Raw genomic sequence first — 14755 nt, forward strand, 5'->3', positions numbered from 1 at the left:
CAAAAAAACGTGTGACGTCTCTGCAACCGGATTTACGCAGAAACGCCACACGCTGTAGTTTCATTATAATGGATACCGTTTCAAATTTCAAATGTGCTTTTTGCACAAATTTTACTTTCGAATCAGTTCACATGCATTCGCCCACTGGACAGCCTGCCGCAGTGCCGCATCGGGATCTTTGAAGTACCCGGCGCCCCACAGGCCCAGCACCAGATCACCGTCGTAATCATGAGCCGCCAGTGCTTCTAACTGTTTTTCCAACACCGCCTGATCACCCGTTCCCGGCACCATATAACCCTCTTTTCCATAACCGGAAAAATGCACATGGCCGATCTGGCCAAAGGCCTCATAATACTGCTCCACGGTTTCCTGATTGTCAGCCGCCATGAAGGTATCCAGGCAGGCCGTGATCTGTGTTGATCCCACTGCATCCAACAATTTTTTCAGATGGGGCAGGTCACGCACCAGCAAAGTGGACAGCGGATCCATCTCTTCCACAGATAACTTCACGCCCAGCGCTGCCGCCTTCTCTGCCAGCCGCCGGATGGCTTCCACCGAACGCGCAAAAGCCTCTTCCTCCGGTGCGTCCACATAGCCCCAGCCCGGCGCCAGGATCATCCGGTCTGTGCCCAGATCCAGCGTATCCTCCAGATACCGCTCCATAAACTGCATACTGCGCTCCCGCACATAGGCAATGGGCGAAGCAATATTAATGGGATACTGACGGCACTGCTCCGGCTGGAAAGCCGTCAGGCGTAAATCTCTGTCTTTTAACATCTGACGGATGTCCCGGATCCGGGCAACCCGCTCTTCCGGTGTATAATCATCTATGCAGAAATGCGGAGATGCGCCCCACAGTTCCACGCCGTGAAAACCATTGGCTGCAATGGAATCCAACGCATATTCCAGCGTGTGATGCAGATAGGGGGCAGTCAGGACCGAAACCTGTTCAAAATGCAGCTGCTTCATACGAGTTCACCTCCGTCAAAATGCTTCCGCAGTGTCTCAATATTGGCCCGGTAATGGGGCTCCGGATCCAGCTGATAAGCACCGTTGGCCATTTCCATGGTGATCAGGCCCTTATAATTGTATTTCCGCATGGCGTTTAAGTGGGCATCCAGATCCTGGGTACCGTCTCCCCATTTCATATGGCCGTAGGGTCTGCCGTCATTCAGATGCACATGGGCCAGCTTGTCCCCCAGCACCTCAAAATACTGCTCCATGGTTTCCCCCGCGTAAGCCACCGGCACCGTATCCACACAGCATTTCAGGTTTGGAGAATCGATCTCCTTCACCACCCGGAACTGGTCAAACCGGTTGGTAGCCAGGCAGGATTCCCGCTCGTTTAGGTTTTCATACATGAGCGTGATGCCATATTTCTCCGCATGGCGGGTGAGACGCTCCACAGAATCCTTTCCCCATTTGTAACCTTCAGACATGGGCAGGTTCCAGTAAGGGCGCCCCGGACACAGCAGCATCTGCGGGCATTCCAGCTCCACCGCTGTCTCAATAAACCGCTTGTACTGCTCTACCGTTTTGTTTCGGATATTCGCTTCGGGTGCGGCGATGTTTACTGCATATACATTTTCCTCCGGCATAAGAGAGGCCACGCGAAAGCCTCTCTCCTGCAGCCGTTTATGCATGGCCGGTGCCGGATTCTCTTTCTGATCGTAAAAATGAAAGTGGTGGCTGCATCCGTACAGTTCCAGCTGATGAATGCCCAGCCGGTCGCAGGAATCCAGAAAATAATCAAAAGAAAAATGCATGTATACCATGTTTGTCACCGCAAGCTGTGACATAAGTAATTCAGACATTTTATCCTCCCCGGGATGTGTTACTCCCCAAAATAATGTTTCAGGTTGTACATGTTGCGCTTATCATAAAAGAACGGATCTTCATAGTAGCCGCCGTCCGTGATCTCCTGGCTGAACAGCCCCTGATAACCGTTCTTCAGCATATCCTCCACATCCTGGCGAAGATTCCGGTTGCCGTCTCCCCAGATGTAATGGCCGTAAGGATTGCAGTCCTGGAAATGGCTGTGGATGATATTTTCCACGCCAAAGGTGTCAAACCACTGCTGAATCGTCTCCCCTGCCACGGACATGGCGGTGAGATCGATCATCACCTTGAAATTGGGGCGGTTCACCTCGTCAAACAGATGCTTGATCTGATCGATCCGGTAACCGATGCGTGACTCCTGCGGCCGCAGCGACTCGCAGGCGATCTGCATGCCATATTCCGCCGCCACCTCGGACAGCCGCTGATGCATTTCTACGGATCGCTTGAAGCCTTCCTCCTCAGGCTCATTCCAGTATCCCCAACCGGAGTTTGCCTCCAGGATTTTTGCGCCCAGCTCAGCGCCCAGACGGATCCCGTTGACGAAATAGTTGTAGCTTCGCTCCCGCAGTTCCGGCTCCTTCGCCGCAAACTGATATCCCAGCATGCAGTTATCCGGCGTGATCACCGGGCATTTTAACCCTCTGTCATCCAGCTTTTTCTTAATAATCTTCGGGTCAATGGAGCCCTTATGATCCAGCCACATATCCTGCCGCCCTGCCAGAAGCTCCACGTTTTTCACTCCCAGTGCCTGCTGGCAGTCGAGGAAGTAATCCAGCGAATAATTGATATAATGAATGTTCAGAACCGAAATCCGGTCAATAGATGCAAGTTTCATGCGCTTTTCCTCCCCCTTCTATTTAAAATACGGCTCGAAGGCTGCGATATTTTTCCGGTCAGCTTCCTTCGGATCAGCGAAATATCTGCCGTCCGTGATCTCCTGTCCCAGATAACCTTCGTAGTGATAATCGTTAAGCAGCTGCAGATAATCCTCCAGCGGATGCAGGCCGTCGCCCCAGATCAGATGCCCGTAAGGCCGTCCGTCCGGGAAATGCATATGGCAGATGTCACTGCCCAGCGTCTCAAACCACTCCTGCATCGTTTCACCGGCCACACCCATAGCGGTCACATCCAGTGCTGCTTTTACATTGGGATGATCCACCGCATCCAGCAGTCGTTTTAACTCCGGCAGCGTGATCACTACCCGGGATTCCTCCGGGCGAACAGTCTCCACTGCCAGCGTCACGCCGTTATCCTCTGCCACCGGTGCCAGTTTTCGCAGCACCTGCACGGCCCGGTCAAAGGTGCGCTCCGGCTCCTCATTCCAGTCTCCGCCGCAGCAGTTGGTCAGCATGATTTTTGCACCCACTTCCCCTGCTGCCTTGATGCCATTGGTATAATACCCCATGGAATGCTTCTGTGCCAGCGGATCATGGGCACAGATCAGATAACTGTACACGGCACACTCAGGCGTAAACACACCGATATGCAGTCCATAGGACTCCACCTTCTTTTTCAGTTCCCGTGTGTCCTGATAGCCATAATCATCCAGGATAAAATGGGGCAGACCACACCACATCTCAATAGTTTTGAAGCCAAGCTCTGCCTGACTTTCCAGAAAATAATCCAGTGGATAGTACATATAATGGATTCCCATCCCGGCCAGCTGTTCTCTTCGTAAGTACGGCATACATTCTCCTCCTTGCCTGTTTTATTATGCCTGGTCAAAAGACGGCCTGGCCGTAAAGCCACGCCGTCCTGTTTTTTTATCATATCATTTTTTCAGCTCATGCACAATTACTCGTTTGTTACATCCTTTGTCTCTTCTGCAGTCAGAGCCTCCGCATCGGAACCATCGCTCAGCGGCTGCTGGTTCAGTGCGTTTGTCATCATCTCAAGCTGTGTGTCATGATCCATAGTTGCGATAACTGCATCGATCTTCTCTTTCAGCTCGGTGTTGCCCTTCGCGAGCGGGATACCTGCGCAAAGAGAGGAAAGTTCTACGTCAAAGCCCTTGCCATCCTCGAAGGTAACGTATGTCAGATCCGGGTTGGACATGCATCCGGACTGTGCCTCTGTCAGACCGGTGATGATCGCATCCAGTTTACCGGAGCTTACACCTACGAACAGCTCAGACATTTCGCCAAGACCGGGCTGCTCCTGTACATCCGGGATCTGTTTTACAAGTGGAATCCAGATAGATACTGCCTGGGAAGTAACCTTTGCACCTGCAAAGTCCTGAATAGAAGTTGCATTTGCATATTTGCTGTCTTTGCGGACAACCATTACACAGCCGTTATTCCAGTAGTAATCAGAGAAATCTACAGACTGCAGTCTCTCTTCGGTAACACCCAGTGTGGAGATGCAGCAGTCAAGCTTACCGGATACAACGCCGGGAATCAGGCCATCCCAGTCTGTTTTGATGATCTTCAGGTTCCATCCGTAGGTATCGCAGATCTTGCGTGCAACCTGTACGTCGTATCCGCAAACATACTGGTCGGTGCCATCGATGGGCCATGCGCCGTTGGAATCATCATCCTGGGTCCAGCCAAACGGAGCTGCGCCACAGTTCATACCTACACGAAGGGTATATCCTTCCGGATATTTCTCCTCTCCGTCTGCTGCCTCAGCGTCAGCGGTCTCTTCGCCGTCTGCTGCTTCCTCTGTCTTCTCTGCTGTATCAGCAGGAGCGCTGTCGTTGCTCTTGCTTCCGCAAGCAGCCAGACCCATGGTCATTGCAGCTACAAGTACAGCTGCCAAAACTTTCTTTTTCATACTTTTTTCCACCTCTTCATTTTTTATTAGCACCCTGATCACTCAGGAAATACTACAAATCCATCTGCTGCCCGGGGACTTATCTGTCTCCGCGCGCCTCTTTTGCCACTGCCATAAAGGCTCTTACCTTATCCGCATCTACACGGCCATCTGCGCCCTTGAATGCAGTTCCCACACAGCCGCCGTCTGCGATGGTGAGGATCTTGGCAATGGTACTCTCCTTACAGCCTGTGTTGCAGAATACCGGTACATGCTTTGCCTTCGCCAGGTCGCATACATGGGCCAGCAGATCCCAGCTGGCTTCCTGTCCCGCACCCGGGCCGGACACACAGAATGCACCCACATGATCGCCCAGCGTCACATTATCGATGATCTCCTCGATGCTCTGCTCTGCCAGCAAAACATCTCCCTCCGGATTGATCTTGCACAGCAGCTTCATTTCCGGGATGCCCAGTGCATATTTCAGACGGACATTCTCACCGAAGTTATTCACATGCACGCCATAGGTTCCTGTGAAAGCACCGGCAAACGCACTTCTGCCGAAGCTTGCCCCCACTGCCTTGGCCATGCGGATCGTTTCTTCCGGGTTCATGACAACATTGGTTCCGAACGGAACGTGAATATCTTTCTTAATGGCACCAATGACACAGGCCATGGCCATCAGTGTCTCGGTATGGCTGACATAAGTCATCGGGAAGCTGAACTCATTGGCAATGAGCACACCGTCCACACCGCCCTCCTGTAATGCTTTCACATCGCAAGAAGCATGCTCGATCACAGTATCCAGAGAACCGCAGAAATCAGGATCACCAGGCAACGGATCCAGATGCAGCAATGCAATGATCGGTTTCTCTGTTCCAAATAATTCTTTTGTCCACATAGTTTTGATATCTCCCTCTGTTTTTTTCTGTTTCTATGCTGCGGATGCACACTTTTCATTCACCGACGCGGGCATCCGCTTTCTCCCAGTCACCACCTGATACACGTTTTTCTCTGCACGGGATCAGCGGTAACGGCTGAGGAATTCCCTTGTTCTGGCTGCCTGCGGATGGTTGAATACCTCGTCCGGGGTTCCCTCTTCCACAATGACACCGGAATCCATGAATACTACCCGGCTGGAAATCTCTTTGGCAAACATCATCTCATGGGTAACGATCACCATCGTCATCCCATCTTCTGCCAGGGACTTGATAACCTCCAGTACCTCGCCGACCATTTCCGGATCCAGCGCGGATGTGGGCTCGTCAAACAGCAGCAGCTCCGGTTTCATGCAAAGCGCCCGGGCAATGGCCACGCGCTGTTTCTGACCTCCGGACAGCTGAGACGGCTTGGCGTTGATATAAGCGCCCATGCCTACCTGCTTCAGGTATTTCTTCGCGGTCTTTTCTGCCTCTGCCTTGTCCTCCTTATTGACGATCTGCATGCCGATCATGCAGTTTTTCAGTACGTTCATGTTGGCAAACAGGTTAAAGGACTGGAACACCATACCCACCCTGGAACGGAACCTGTTCTTATCCTTGGGTTTATAGGAAATCTGCTCGCCCTTGAACATAATCTCGCCGCCGGAGGGCTCCTCCAGCATATTGATACAGCGAAGCAATGTGGATTTACCGGAACCGGAGGAACCGATCACACTGATTACTTCACCTTTTTTCACATCAAAATGAATATCCTTGAGCACCTCATGGCTGCCGAAGCTTTTGCCAAGGTGACTCACCTGTAAAATGATATCTTCTGCCATTATTTGCTCACCTCTTCCTCGGATTCTGTGATCAGCTCGTAATTGCTGGAGCCTGCCATAAACTTCTCAAGCAGCTTCAGCAGACGGGAAATGACAAACGTACATACGAAATAGATCACGCTGACGATGCAGTAGGTCTCAAAGAACTTGTAGTAAGTTCCGGTTACAGTACGGGCTGTGAAATACAGCTCGGTAACAGCGATAACGTTTAATACGGAAGTATCCTTGATGGCAGATACATATGTGTTGCCGATCTGCGGGATCAGGTTCCGGAACGCCTGCGGGATGATGACATGCAGCATGATCTGCAGATAACTCATGCCGATAGCCTGTCCGCCTTCCATCTGTCCCTTGTCGATACCGCCGATGGCGCCTCGCACAGATTCCGAAAAGTAAGCACCGATGTGCAGGGACAGTGCCAGGATACCAGCGGAGAAGGACGGAATATCCAGCCCCCAGATAGACATGGTTCCATAATAAATGACCGTTGCCTGTACCATCAGTGGTGTGCCACGGATCACCTCCACATAAACGGCGATGATTGCCTTGAGGATGCGGAGGATGGTCTGTGACACGACTGAAGAATGTTTATCAATATCAACGCTTCGCACCATGCCGACCACGAAACCAAGCACACATCCGAGGACCGTTCCGATCGTCGCCAGCTGCAGTGTCACGCCAAGGCCTCTCATAAAATCCGGCCCGTATTTCTCAGCCAGAAACGCTACCCATCCAAAAAAGGTTGTAGGGAAATTCATTTTCTCATTCCTCCCATATGTTTCAAATTACGTCAATAATAACACAAAACTTTTCACATTTCAATACTTTATTGCAGCAAATTGTCTATTTCTATTATTTTGTGTAAAGTTTTGCGATCCTGTTTATTTATTCTGTCTAACTTTCAATCTCCCTACTATTTTTCTTCTTTGTCACTATATACAGAAAAGATTTCTATTTTCCAATTTTATCCAATTTGTCCTGTTATCAGGGTGAAGTGGGTTTTCGGCGATTTGCGGCCTTTTTTGCGTTTATTTCATATTTTCCTGTAGGATTTTCCCGTATTCCTTTGAGATCTTTCACAGTACACCGTTCAAACTTTTCATATTCTTGCAAAATATTCCGAATTTTCCTTGCATTCGCCCCCTGAAAATGCTATATTGGCAGAAGTGGTATACATAGCTTTGATGCTCATATCGGGGCGGGTCCCAAGGTCTTTCACCCACTTATGAGCAAGCTCATGTGGGCTTAGACCTTTTGACCCTGGCATCACACATATATATGGAGGTAGTTTTCATGGCGAAATATTATTTAGGTGTAGATGTGGGAACCTTTGAGACAAAAGGGGTTCTCATCGATGAAAAGTTTCAGGTTGTTGCAGAAACGGGTGCAAAGCATGGCATGGAGAACCCGAAGCCCAATTATTTTGAGCAGGATGCAGAAGAAATCTGGTGGAAAGATTTCTGTATCGTATCCAAGGGGCTCATAGAAAAGGCCGGCATCCGGCCAGAGGAAATTGCCGCCGTAGGAAGTGATGTGCTGGGTTGTGACTGCCTGCCGGTAGATGAGAACTGCCGTCCGCTGCGCAAAGCCATTCTGTACGGCATTGATGCCCGTGCTTCTGAGGAAATTGCTTTCTTAAATGAACATTACGGAGAAGAGCGCATCAGGGAGCTGTTTGGCCATCCGCTCTGCTCTGACGACATTGCCCCCAAAATTCTGTGGATTAAGAACAACGAGCCGGAGGTTTATGCCAAAACCCACAAGTTTCTGACCGGCTCTTCCTATATTGCCGCCAAGCTCACAGGAGAATATGTCATTGACCAGTTTCTGGCAAAGGCTTCCTTCCGTCCGCTCTACAACGATGAGGCAAAGATCGATGAGAAGGAATGTGCACTGTTCTGCCGCCCGGACCAGATGGCAGAAGCCCGTTTTGTGCACGAGCTTGCCGGACATGTAACTGCCAAAGCCGCAGAAGAAACCGGTTTAAAGGAAGGCACCCCTGTTATCTGCGGCACCGGTGATTCCACCTCTGAGGCCATCAGCGTAGGCATCACCACTCCGGGAAAGCTGATGTTCCAGTTCGGATCCTCTCTTTTCTTCTATTACTGTTCCGATCATCTGACCTATGATCACCGGATCCATGGCGGGGATTTCACCGTTCCGGGCACATTCAGCGTCTCCGGCGGCACCAACACCGCAGGCACCCTGACCCGCTGGATGCGTGACACCCTCTACTTTGACATTCTGGAGGAGCAGGCAACATCCGGCAGAGAGCCCTATCAGGTCATGATGGAGCGAGTGGCGGATATCCCGGCCGGCAGCAATGGTCTGGTCATCCTGCCTTATTTTGCAGGGGAGCGATGCCCCATCAACGATGCCCAGGCAAAGGGCATGATCTTCGGCCTAACACTGGAACACACAAGAGATCATATTTATCACGCCGCACTAGAGAGCATTGCTTATTGCATCGCCCAGAACATCAAGGTCATGGAAGAGTTAAACCTGCCGGTAGCGAACCTGATCGCGGTGGGCGGCGGTACAAAGAACCCGGTATGGATGCAGATCGTGGCAGATGTCATCGGCCGCCCGGTATGCATTCCGAAGGTCAGCATCGGTGCCAGCTATGGAGAAGCCCTGATGGCCGCTCTCGGCGTAGGTGACCTGAAGGACTTCCAGGAACTCAGCTCCGTAATCGAGCCAGATCGGGTGATCCTGCCAAACGAGGAAAATACAAAGATTTACAGAAAATACTGCGATATTTATGACAAACTGTATACAGCGAACAAAGATCTGATGCATCTGCTGTAATTTGCAGACAGGAAAAAGAGAGAGAATGTGAGGGGCGCCAAATGATTCGTGCAGAACGTTTTAATTTAATTACTAATTTATCCAATGAAAAAGATGTGATCACTCTGGAGGAGCTGGCCGAGCGGCTGAATGTCTCCGTAGCCACCGTCCGCCGGGATGTGGAGGAGCTGTGCGCCCAGGGCATCGTCGATAAGACCCGGGGCGGCATCATCTTCCGCAATAAGAAGCAGGATACAGAGCCCTCGCTCCAGCTGCGTTCTTATTCCAATCTTGAAGAGAAAAAACGCATTGCACAGGCGGCCCTCCGTTATGTAGAGCCCAATTCCTATTACATGTTCGACTCCGGCTCCACCGTAGGACAGATGATCCGGCTGATCCCCATGGATTTTCCCGTATCCATTGTCACCTACGATCTGAGCTACATCACAGATCTGAATGCCCTGAAAAATGCAGACGTCTTCATTCTCGGCGGCAAGCTCCGCCGGGGACAGATGGCCTGCCATGGCCCCAGCGCCGAACAGTGGCTGGATCAGATGAACGCCGAAATTGCCTTCATAGGCGCTGACTCCATCGACTTAAACAAAGGCATCATGGGATACAATACCAACGATGTTCCGCTGAAACAGAAGATGATCGCCAACTCTGCCAGAACCATCCTTCTGTGTGATCACAGCAAGTTCGAGAGCCACGGTTTCATCAGCATCCACGGCTTTGATAAGATCGATCTGATCATTACCGACACCGGAACTGATCCTGAAATCATCCGTAAAATCCGGGAAAAAGGGGTAGACGTTGAAGTTGTATAATATGGAATATCGTCTGAGATAACGACATAAGGGCGTAGAAAAAGGAATCCTTTTTTCTACGCCCTTACCCGTCCGGGGCACATTGCCTTTGCAATGTCCCGGCTACGTCAATTTTCCTGTTTCTTTATCAGATGCAGCTTTTGAAGCGCCCGGGCAATACCTTCTTCCTCCAGAGTCCCGGTAACCAGATCTGCCATTTCCTTCAATTCGTCCGGTGAATCTCCCATAACCACACCAGTCCCTGCCGCATCAATGGCCGCCGCATCATTCATGCTATCCCCAAAGGCAATGGTATCTTCCATGGAAGCACCATAATATTCTGCCACTCTGCGGATACCGGAAGCTTTGTCGATGCCTTTCCACACAAACTCCCCAAAGCTGCCACTGTTGTTGGCATACATGTCATACCAGTCCAACAGCTCCGGCATCTGCCGGACGACCCGCCAAATATGTGCATAGTCGAAGGTGTGAATCGTAAATTTCTCAATTTTCAGATCTCTGCTCACATCTTCAATCCCTTTCAGGTGAGGAAAATCTCCTGTCAGTTCTACTTCTCCCGGCACAAAATATATCTGATCTGTCCCTTCCAGCACACCGGAAAAGTTATGGGCATAAAAGCCTTCCACCGTGCGGATCAGCACGTCCTCCGGAATATAATGATGATAAATCTCTTTCCCGCCGATGATGATCTGTGCCCCGGCTCCCGCGATTATGCCGTCAAAGCCCACCTCAAACAGACTGTCATACACATCGCAGATCGTCCGGGCTGTACAGATAAACGCCTTATGACCGTTGGCTCTGGCCATGCGGATCGCCTCTGTTGTCTCCTGTGACGGCGGCTGATCATTCCGGGCAATCGTCCCGTCAATATCAAAAAAAAAGATATTTGGGCGTCATCTTTTGTATTCCCATATACGCGCCTTCCCCCTCTCTCCCAGCTGCCACGCACCCACCGGCTTCGCAAATGGATACACCACATCGTCTTCAGCCCACAGATCCTTCCATCGTAACCAGTGCAACGCCTGCACAGTTGATCAGCAGACTCACCAGCAGGGTTGCCGATGCCAGGGATTCTCCCAGCATGAGTGCCGACAGCACCGTGCCGAAGATCGGTAATAACAGCGAGAACACCACCACTTTACTGATATTGTTGTATTTGTACAGCTGATTGGAAAGAATCAACGCCAGGCAGGACGTAAAGATAACGGCAACTGTCGGAGCCAGCGCCTGCACCAGGTCTGCCGCATGCAGACTCCCACCGCCAAGTAACCCTATAAAAATCAGTATGCCGCCGCCGGTGAGCGTCTGTGCAGCCCCCAGCCATATAGCATTTTTCCCCGGAGAAATATATTTAAGATACACACCTCCCAATGTCCCTGCCCCCTGGGAAGCGATAACCAGCAGCCCGCCGATCAGCGACACCTGCATGCCCGTTCCCAGATCATTGACATTGAGGATGATCACAGCCACCACGCCCAGTGCACACCCCAGGCCTTTGCGCACCGTCATCCGGTCTTCTTTAAACACCAGACTGGAAAACAGCATACCCAGGAACGCACCGGAGCTGCTTAAAATGGAAGCCACCACCCCCGGCGACAGCGCTGTTCCGATATACAGAAAGATGTACTGCAACACAGACATGATCAGCCCCAGCTTCAGGATCTGTCCGGCTTCTTTTCCGGAAGCCGGCAGCAACCGCACACCGCGGTACCGGCAGAATCCCAGTGCCAACAGTCCGGCAAAGAACAGGCGGATACCTGCATAGGTCAGCATCTGGGGAATATCCCCTTCTCCAATGGCATATGCCGTATAACCCAGCTTTGTCAGCGGAACGCCCATCGCCCAGCAAAAATACACCAGCAGCACCAGAAGGAAGAAATTCCGCGGAGACGAATAAAAACACCGTTCCCGGTTTTCCCACATATCATCATCTGCCCTGCCAATCTTTCCCTTTGCCCCGGCATTTTCTCCCACATGGTTGCCGCCGGTTGCCGCATCTGTGCAGATCACCGTCTTTCCGCTTTCCTCTGCTTCATTGCACTCCATCATATGATATCCTCCGTATAAATGATCTGTTTTGCAAATAATTCTAGCAACAGCGGTTATATTTGTCAATATGCTTCAATTTATTATCATTTTATTTCATCTGCTTTCCAATATTCCTTTCAAAACTCTGCATGGCCTGTCACTAACAGCTTGGGGGAAATGCCCTGCAAAAACAAACGGAATGACACAGCCGCTTTTCACGACCATGCCACTCCGTTTGCTTTTCTCTATTTGTTTTGCTGTTTTTCTGGCTTTATTTACTTATAATAATCCAGTTCCACATGCATCTGATCCAGATGCCAGATCTCATCCACATACTGCCGGATGGTTCTGTCAGACGTGAATTTGCCGCTGCTTGCAGTGTTCAGGATCGCACTCTTCGCCCATCCCTTTTCATCTCTGTAAGCCGCTTCCACCTTCTTCTGGGCATCCGCATAGGAACGGAAATCCTTCAGGATGAAATACATATCCGGTGTGCCATACTTGTCTGTCAGCAGAGAATCATAGATCTCCCGGAATCGATCCGGATCATCCGGCGCATAGGTGCCGTTGATGAGCTGCATCAGTACATTACGGATATCCTGGTCACTGTTGAAGATGTCCATCGGATTGTAGCCGCCGTGCAGCTCGTAATTGATCACCTCATCAGAGCTCATACCAAAGATAAATGCATTCTCTGCCCCTACTTCTTCTACGATCTCCACATTGGCACCATCCATGGTACCCAACGTCAACGCACCGTTGAGCATCAGCTTCATGTTGCCGGTACCGGATGCCTCCTTGCTGGCAGTAGAGATCTGTTCACTCACATCTGCCGCCGCAAAAATAATCTCCGCGTTGGAAACCCGGTAGTCCTCAATGAACACCACCTTGATCTTTCCGTTGATCGAAGCGTCATGGTTGATCACATCCGCCACGGAATTGATGAGCTTGATGGTCAGCTTTGCCCGGCGATAGCCTGCTGCCGCTTTGGCACCGAAGATAAATGTTCTCGGGTAGAAATCCATCTCCGGGTGTGCCTTGATCTGGTTGTACAGATACATCACGTGTAAAATGTTCAGCAGCTGCCGTTTGTACTCGTGCAGACGTTTCACCTGCACATCAAAGATGGAACGGGGATCCACATCTACGCCGTTGTTCTCTTTGATATATTTTGCCAGGCGCACTTTGTTCTGATACTTGATGTTCATGAACTCGTGCTGGGCTTTCTCATCGTCCGCATACAGCTTCAGCTGAGAAATCTTGGACAGGTCGGTGATCCACTCGTCACCGATATGATCTGTCACCCAGGCTGCCAGCAGCGGATTTGCATGCAGCAGGAACCGGCGCTGGGTAATGCCGTTGGTCTTGTTGTTGAATTTCTCCGGCATCATCTCATAGAAATCCTTCAGCTCCTGGTGTTTCAGGATCTCCGTGTGCAGTCTTGCCACGCCGTTCACCGAGTAGCTGGCTGCAATGGCCAGATAAGCCATCCGCACCTGACCGTCATAAATGATGGCCATTTTGCTGATCTTATTCTGGTCACCCGGGTAACGGTTCCGGATCTCGATGCAGAACCGGCGGTTGATCTCTTCCACGATCTGATAAATTCTCGGAAGCAGGCGGGAGAACAGCTCGATGGGCCATTTCTCCAGCGCCTCTGCCATGATCGTATGGTTGGTATAAGCACAGCATTTATGCGTGATCTCCCAAGCTTCTTCCCATTCCAGATTCTCCTCATCAATGAGGATGCGCATGAGCTCGGCCACCGTCACAGTCGGATGGGTGTCATTCATCTGGAATGTGACCTTCTCATACAGCCTGCGCACATCGCCGCCATGGTGCTCCTTATATCGGTTTACCGCGGTCTGTACACTGGCAGACACGAAGAAATACTGCTGCTTCAGGCGAAGCTCTTTCCCGGCATAATGGTTATCGTTGGGATAAAGCACTTCCACCAGCGTTTTTGCCAGATTTTCCTGCTCCACCGCTTTCTGATAATCGCCCTTGTCAAAGGCATCCAGATGGAACTCATTGATGGCCTCCGCATCCCAGATGCGCAACGTGTCCACCACATTGTTGCCATAGCCCACGATGGGCATGTCGTAAGGCACAGCCAGCACCGACTGATAGCCCTCATGGACAAAATAATTCCGCTGTTTTTCCTGATCGTATTCCACCCGTACATAGCCGCCGAATTTTACCTCGGTGGCATACTCAGGGCGGCGGATCTCAAAGGGATTACCGTTTTTCAGCCAGTTATCCGGCACTTCCACCTGATAGCCGTCCTCGATCTTCTGCTTGAACATACCGTAACGGTAACGGATGCCACAGCCGTAAGCCGGATAGCCCAGCGTTGCCAGAGAGTCCAGGAAGCAGGCGGCAAGGCGACCCAGACCGCCATTGCCCAGAGCCGCATCCCGCTCTTCATCTTCGATCACATTCAGGTCGCAGCCCAGCTCCTCCAGCGCTTCCTTTACTTCATCATAATAGGTCAGGTTGATCAGATTGTTGCCAAGGGCACGGCCCATAAGAAACTCCATGGACATATAATACACGGTCTTCGGATCGGTTTTCTCGATCTCCTTCTTGGTAGACATCCAGGAATCAATGATCGCATCCTTTACCGCATAGCACACAGCCTGGAAGATCTGCTGCTCCGTGGCCTCCTCCATCGTTCTGCGGTACAGCGTTTTTACATTATATACGACGCTGCGTTTAAACATTTCCTTGTCAAAATCTCGTTTCTCTGCCATCGAAACTC

General features: G+C 51.0%; 13 protein-coding genes. 2 read left to right on the plus strand and 11 right to left on the minus strand.

The window, feature by feature from the left end:
* Positions 1 to 111: 111 nt before the first annotated feature.
* The 8 genes from RJD28_17615 to RJD28_17650 form a co-directional block, all read right to left on the minus strand.
* Positions 112 to 969 carry a sugar phosphate isomerase/epimerase family protein gene (locus RJD28_17615; protein WNV57949.1) on the minus strand — a complete coding sequence of 286 codons (858 nt, stop codon included), beginning with the start codon at positions 967 to 969 and terminating at the stop codon, positions 112 to 114.
* Positions 966 to 1814, minus strand: a complete 849-nt coding sequence (locus tag RJD28_17620; protein ID WNV57950.1) for a sugar phosphate isomerase/epimerase family protein — start codon at positions 1812 to 1814, stop codon at positions 966 to 968. Before RJD28_17620 ends, RJD28_17615 begins: the two co-directional genes overlap by 4 nt.
* A gap of 20 nt (positions 1815 to 1834) precedes the next feature.
* Entirely contained in the window at positions 1835 to 2674 is an 840-nt protein-coding gene (locus tag RJD28_17625; protein ID WNV57951.1) for a sugar phosphate isomerase/epimerase family protein, read from the minus strand.
* Positions 2675 to 2692: 18 nt separating this feature from the next.
* The gene (locus RJD28_17630) at positions 2693 to 3526 is read right to left on the minus strand and encodes a TIM barrel protein (protein ID WNV57952.1); all 834 of its coding nucleotides are present in this window, start codon (positions 3524 to 3526) and stop codon (positions 2693 to 2695) included.
* A 107-nt stretch (positions 3527 to 3633) separates the two neighbouring features.
* Complete coding sequence (locus RJD28_17635) at positions 3634 to 4611, minus strand: transporter substrate-binding domain-containing protein (protein ID WNV57953.1); 978 nt, start codon at positions 4609 to 4611, stop codon at positions 3634 to 3636.
* A gap of 79 nt (positions 4612 to 4690) precedes the next feature.
* Positions 4691 to 5491: a BtpA/SgcQ family protein gene (locus RJD28_17640; GenBank protein WNV57954.1), complete on the minus strand. Its 801-nt coding sequence runs from the start codon at positions 5489 to 5491 to the stop codon at positions 4691 to 4693.
* A 123-nt stretch (positions 5492 to 5614) separates the two neighbouring features.
* The gene (locus RJD28_17645) at positions 5615 to 6352 is read right to left on the minus strand and encodes an amino acid ABC transporter ATP-binding protein (GenBank protein WNV57955.1); all 738 of its coding nucleotides are present in this window, start codon (positions 6350 to 6352) and stop codon (positions 5615 to 5617) included.
* Positions 6352 to 7110: an amino acid ABC transporter permease gene (locus RJD28_17650; GenBank protein ID WNV57956.1), complete on the minus strand. Its 759-nt coding sequence runs from the start codon at positions 7108 to 7110 to the stop codon at positions 6352 to 6354. Before RJD28_17650 ends, RJD28_17645 begins: the two co-directional genes overlap by 1 nt.
* Before the next feature lie 535 nt (positions 7111 to 7645).
* Here RJD28_17650 and RJD28_17655 point away from each other — a divergent pair.
* Positions 7646 to 9160 (plus strand): FGGY-family carbohydrate kinase, encoded by a 1515-nt coding sequence (locus RJD28_17655; GenBank protein ID WNV57957.1) that lies wholly within the window; start codon positions 7646 to 7648, stop codon positions 9158 to 9160.
* 41 nt (positions 9161 to 9201) lie between these two features.
* Positions 9202 to 9966 carry a DeoR/GlpR family DNA-binding transcription regulator gene (locus RJD28_17660; GenBank protein ID WNV57958.1) on the plus strand — a complete coding sequence of 255 codons (765 nt, stop codon included), beginning with the start codon at positions 9202 to 9204 and terminating at the stop codon, positions 9964 to 9966.
* Positions 9967 to 10073: 107 nt separating this feature from the next.
* On the opposite strand, the gene RJD28_17665 is transcribed toward RJD28_17660, so the two are convergent.
* The 3 genes from RJD28_17665 to RJD28_17675 form a co-directional block, all read right to left on the minus strand.
* The gene (locus tag RJD28_17665) at positions 10074 to 10850 is read right to left on the minus strand and encodes an HAD family hydrolase (GenBank protein ID WNV59672.1); all 777 of its coding nucleotides are present in this window, start codon (positions 10848 to 10850) and stop codon (positions 10074 to 10076) included.
* 100 nt (positions 10851 to 10950) lie between these two features.
* The gene (locus tag RJD28_17670; protein WNV57959.1) at positions 10951 to 12015 is read right to left on the minus strand and encodes a DMT family transporter; all 1065 of its coding nucleotides are present in this window, start codon (positions 12013 to 12015) and stop codon (positions 10951 to 10953) included.
* Positions 12016 to 12269: 254 nt separating this feature from the next.
* Positions 12270 to 14747: a glycogen/starch/alpha-glucan phosphorylase gene (locus RJD28_17675; protein WNV57960.1), complete on the minus strand. Its 2478-nt coding sequence runs from the start codon at positions 14745 to 14747 to the stop codon at positions 12270 to 12272.
* Positions 14748 to 14755: the final 8 nt, after the last annotated feature.

This window comes from Oscillospiraceae bacterium NTUH-002-81, assembly GCA_032620915.1.
GTDB lineage: Bacteria > Bacillota > Clostridia > Lachnospirales > Lachnospiraceae > JAGTTR01.

Bases quoted from the DNA above. Each gene is read 5' to 3' on its own strand.
- RJD28_17650 (WNV57956.1), bottom strand. From the start codon at position 7,110: ATGAATTTCCCTACAACCTTTTTTGGATGGGTAGCGTTTCTGGCTGAG.
- RJD28_17615 (WNV57949.1), bottom strand. From the start codon at position 969: ATGAAGCAGCTGCATTTTGAACAGGTTTCGGTCCTGACTGCCCCCTAT.
- RJD28_17630 (WNV57952.1), bottom strand. From the start codon at position 3,526: ATGCCGTACTTACGAAGAGAACAGCTGGCCGGGATGGGAATCCATTAT.
- RJD28_17625 (WNV57951.1), bottom strand. From the start codon at position 2,674: ATGAAACTTGCATCTATTGACCGGATTTCGGTTCTGAACATTCATTAT.
- RJD28_17620 (WNV57950.1), bottom strand. From the start codon at position 1,814: ATGTCTGAATTACTTATGTCACAGCTTGCGGTGACAAACATGGTATAC.
- RJD28_17670 (WNV57959.1), bottom strand. From the start codon at position 12,015: ATGATGGAGTGCAATGAAGCAGAGGAAAGCGGAAAGACGGTGATCTGC.
- RJD28_17655 (WNV57957.1), top strand. From the start codon at position 7,646: ATGGCGAAATATTATTTAGGTGTAGATGTGGGAACCTTTGAGACAAAA.
- RJD28_17675 (WNV57960.1), bottom strand. From the start codon at position 14,747: ATGGCAGAGAAACGAGATTTTGACAAGGAAATGTTTAAACGCAGCGTC.
- RJD28_17640 (WNV57954.1), bottom strand. From the start codon at position 5,491: ATGTGGACAAAAGAATTATTTGGAACAGAGAAACCGATCATTGCATTG.
- RJD28_17635 (WNV57953.1), bottom strand. From the start codon at position 4,611: ATGAAAAAGAAAGTTTTGGCAGCTGTACTTGTAGCTGCAATGACCATG.
- RJD28_17660 (WNV57958.1), top strand. From the start codon at position 9,202: ATGATTCGTGCAGAACGTTTTAATTTAATTACTAATTTATCCAATGAA.
- RJD28_17645 (WNV57955.1), bottom strand. From the start codon at position 6,352: ATGGCAGAAGATATCATTTTACAGGTGAGTCACCTTGGCAAAAGCTTC.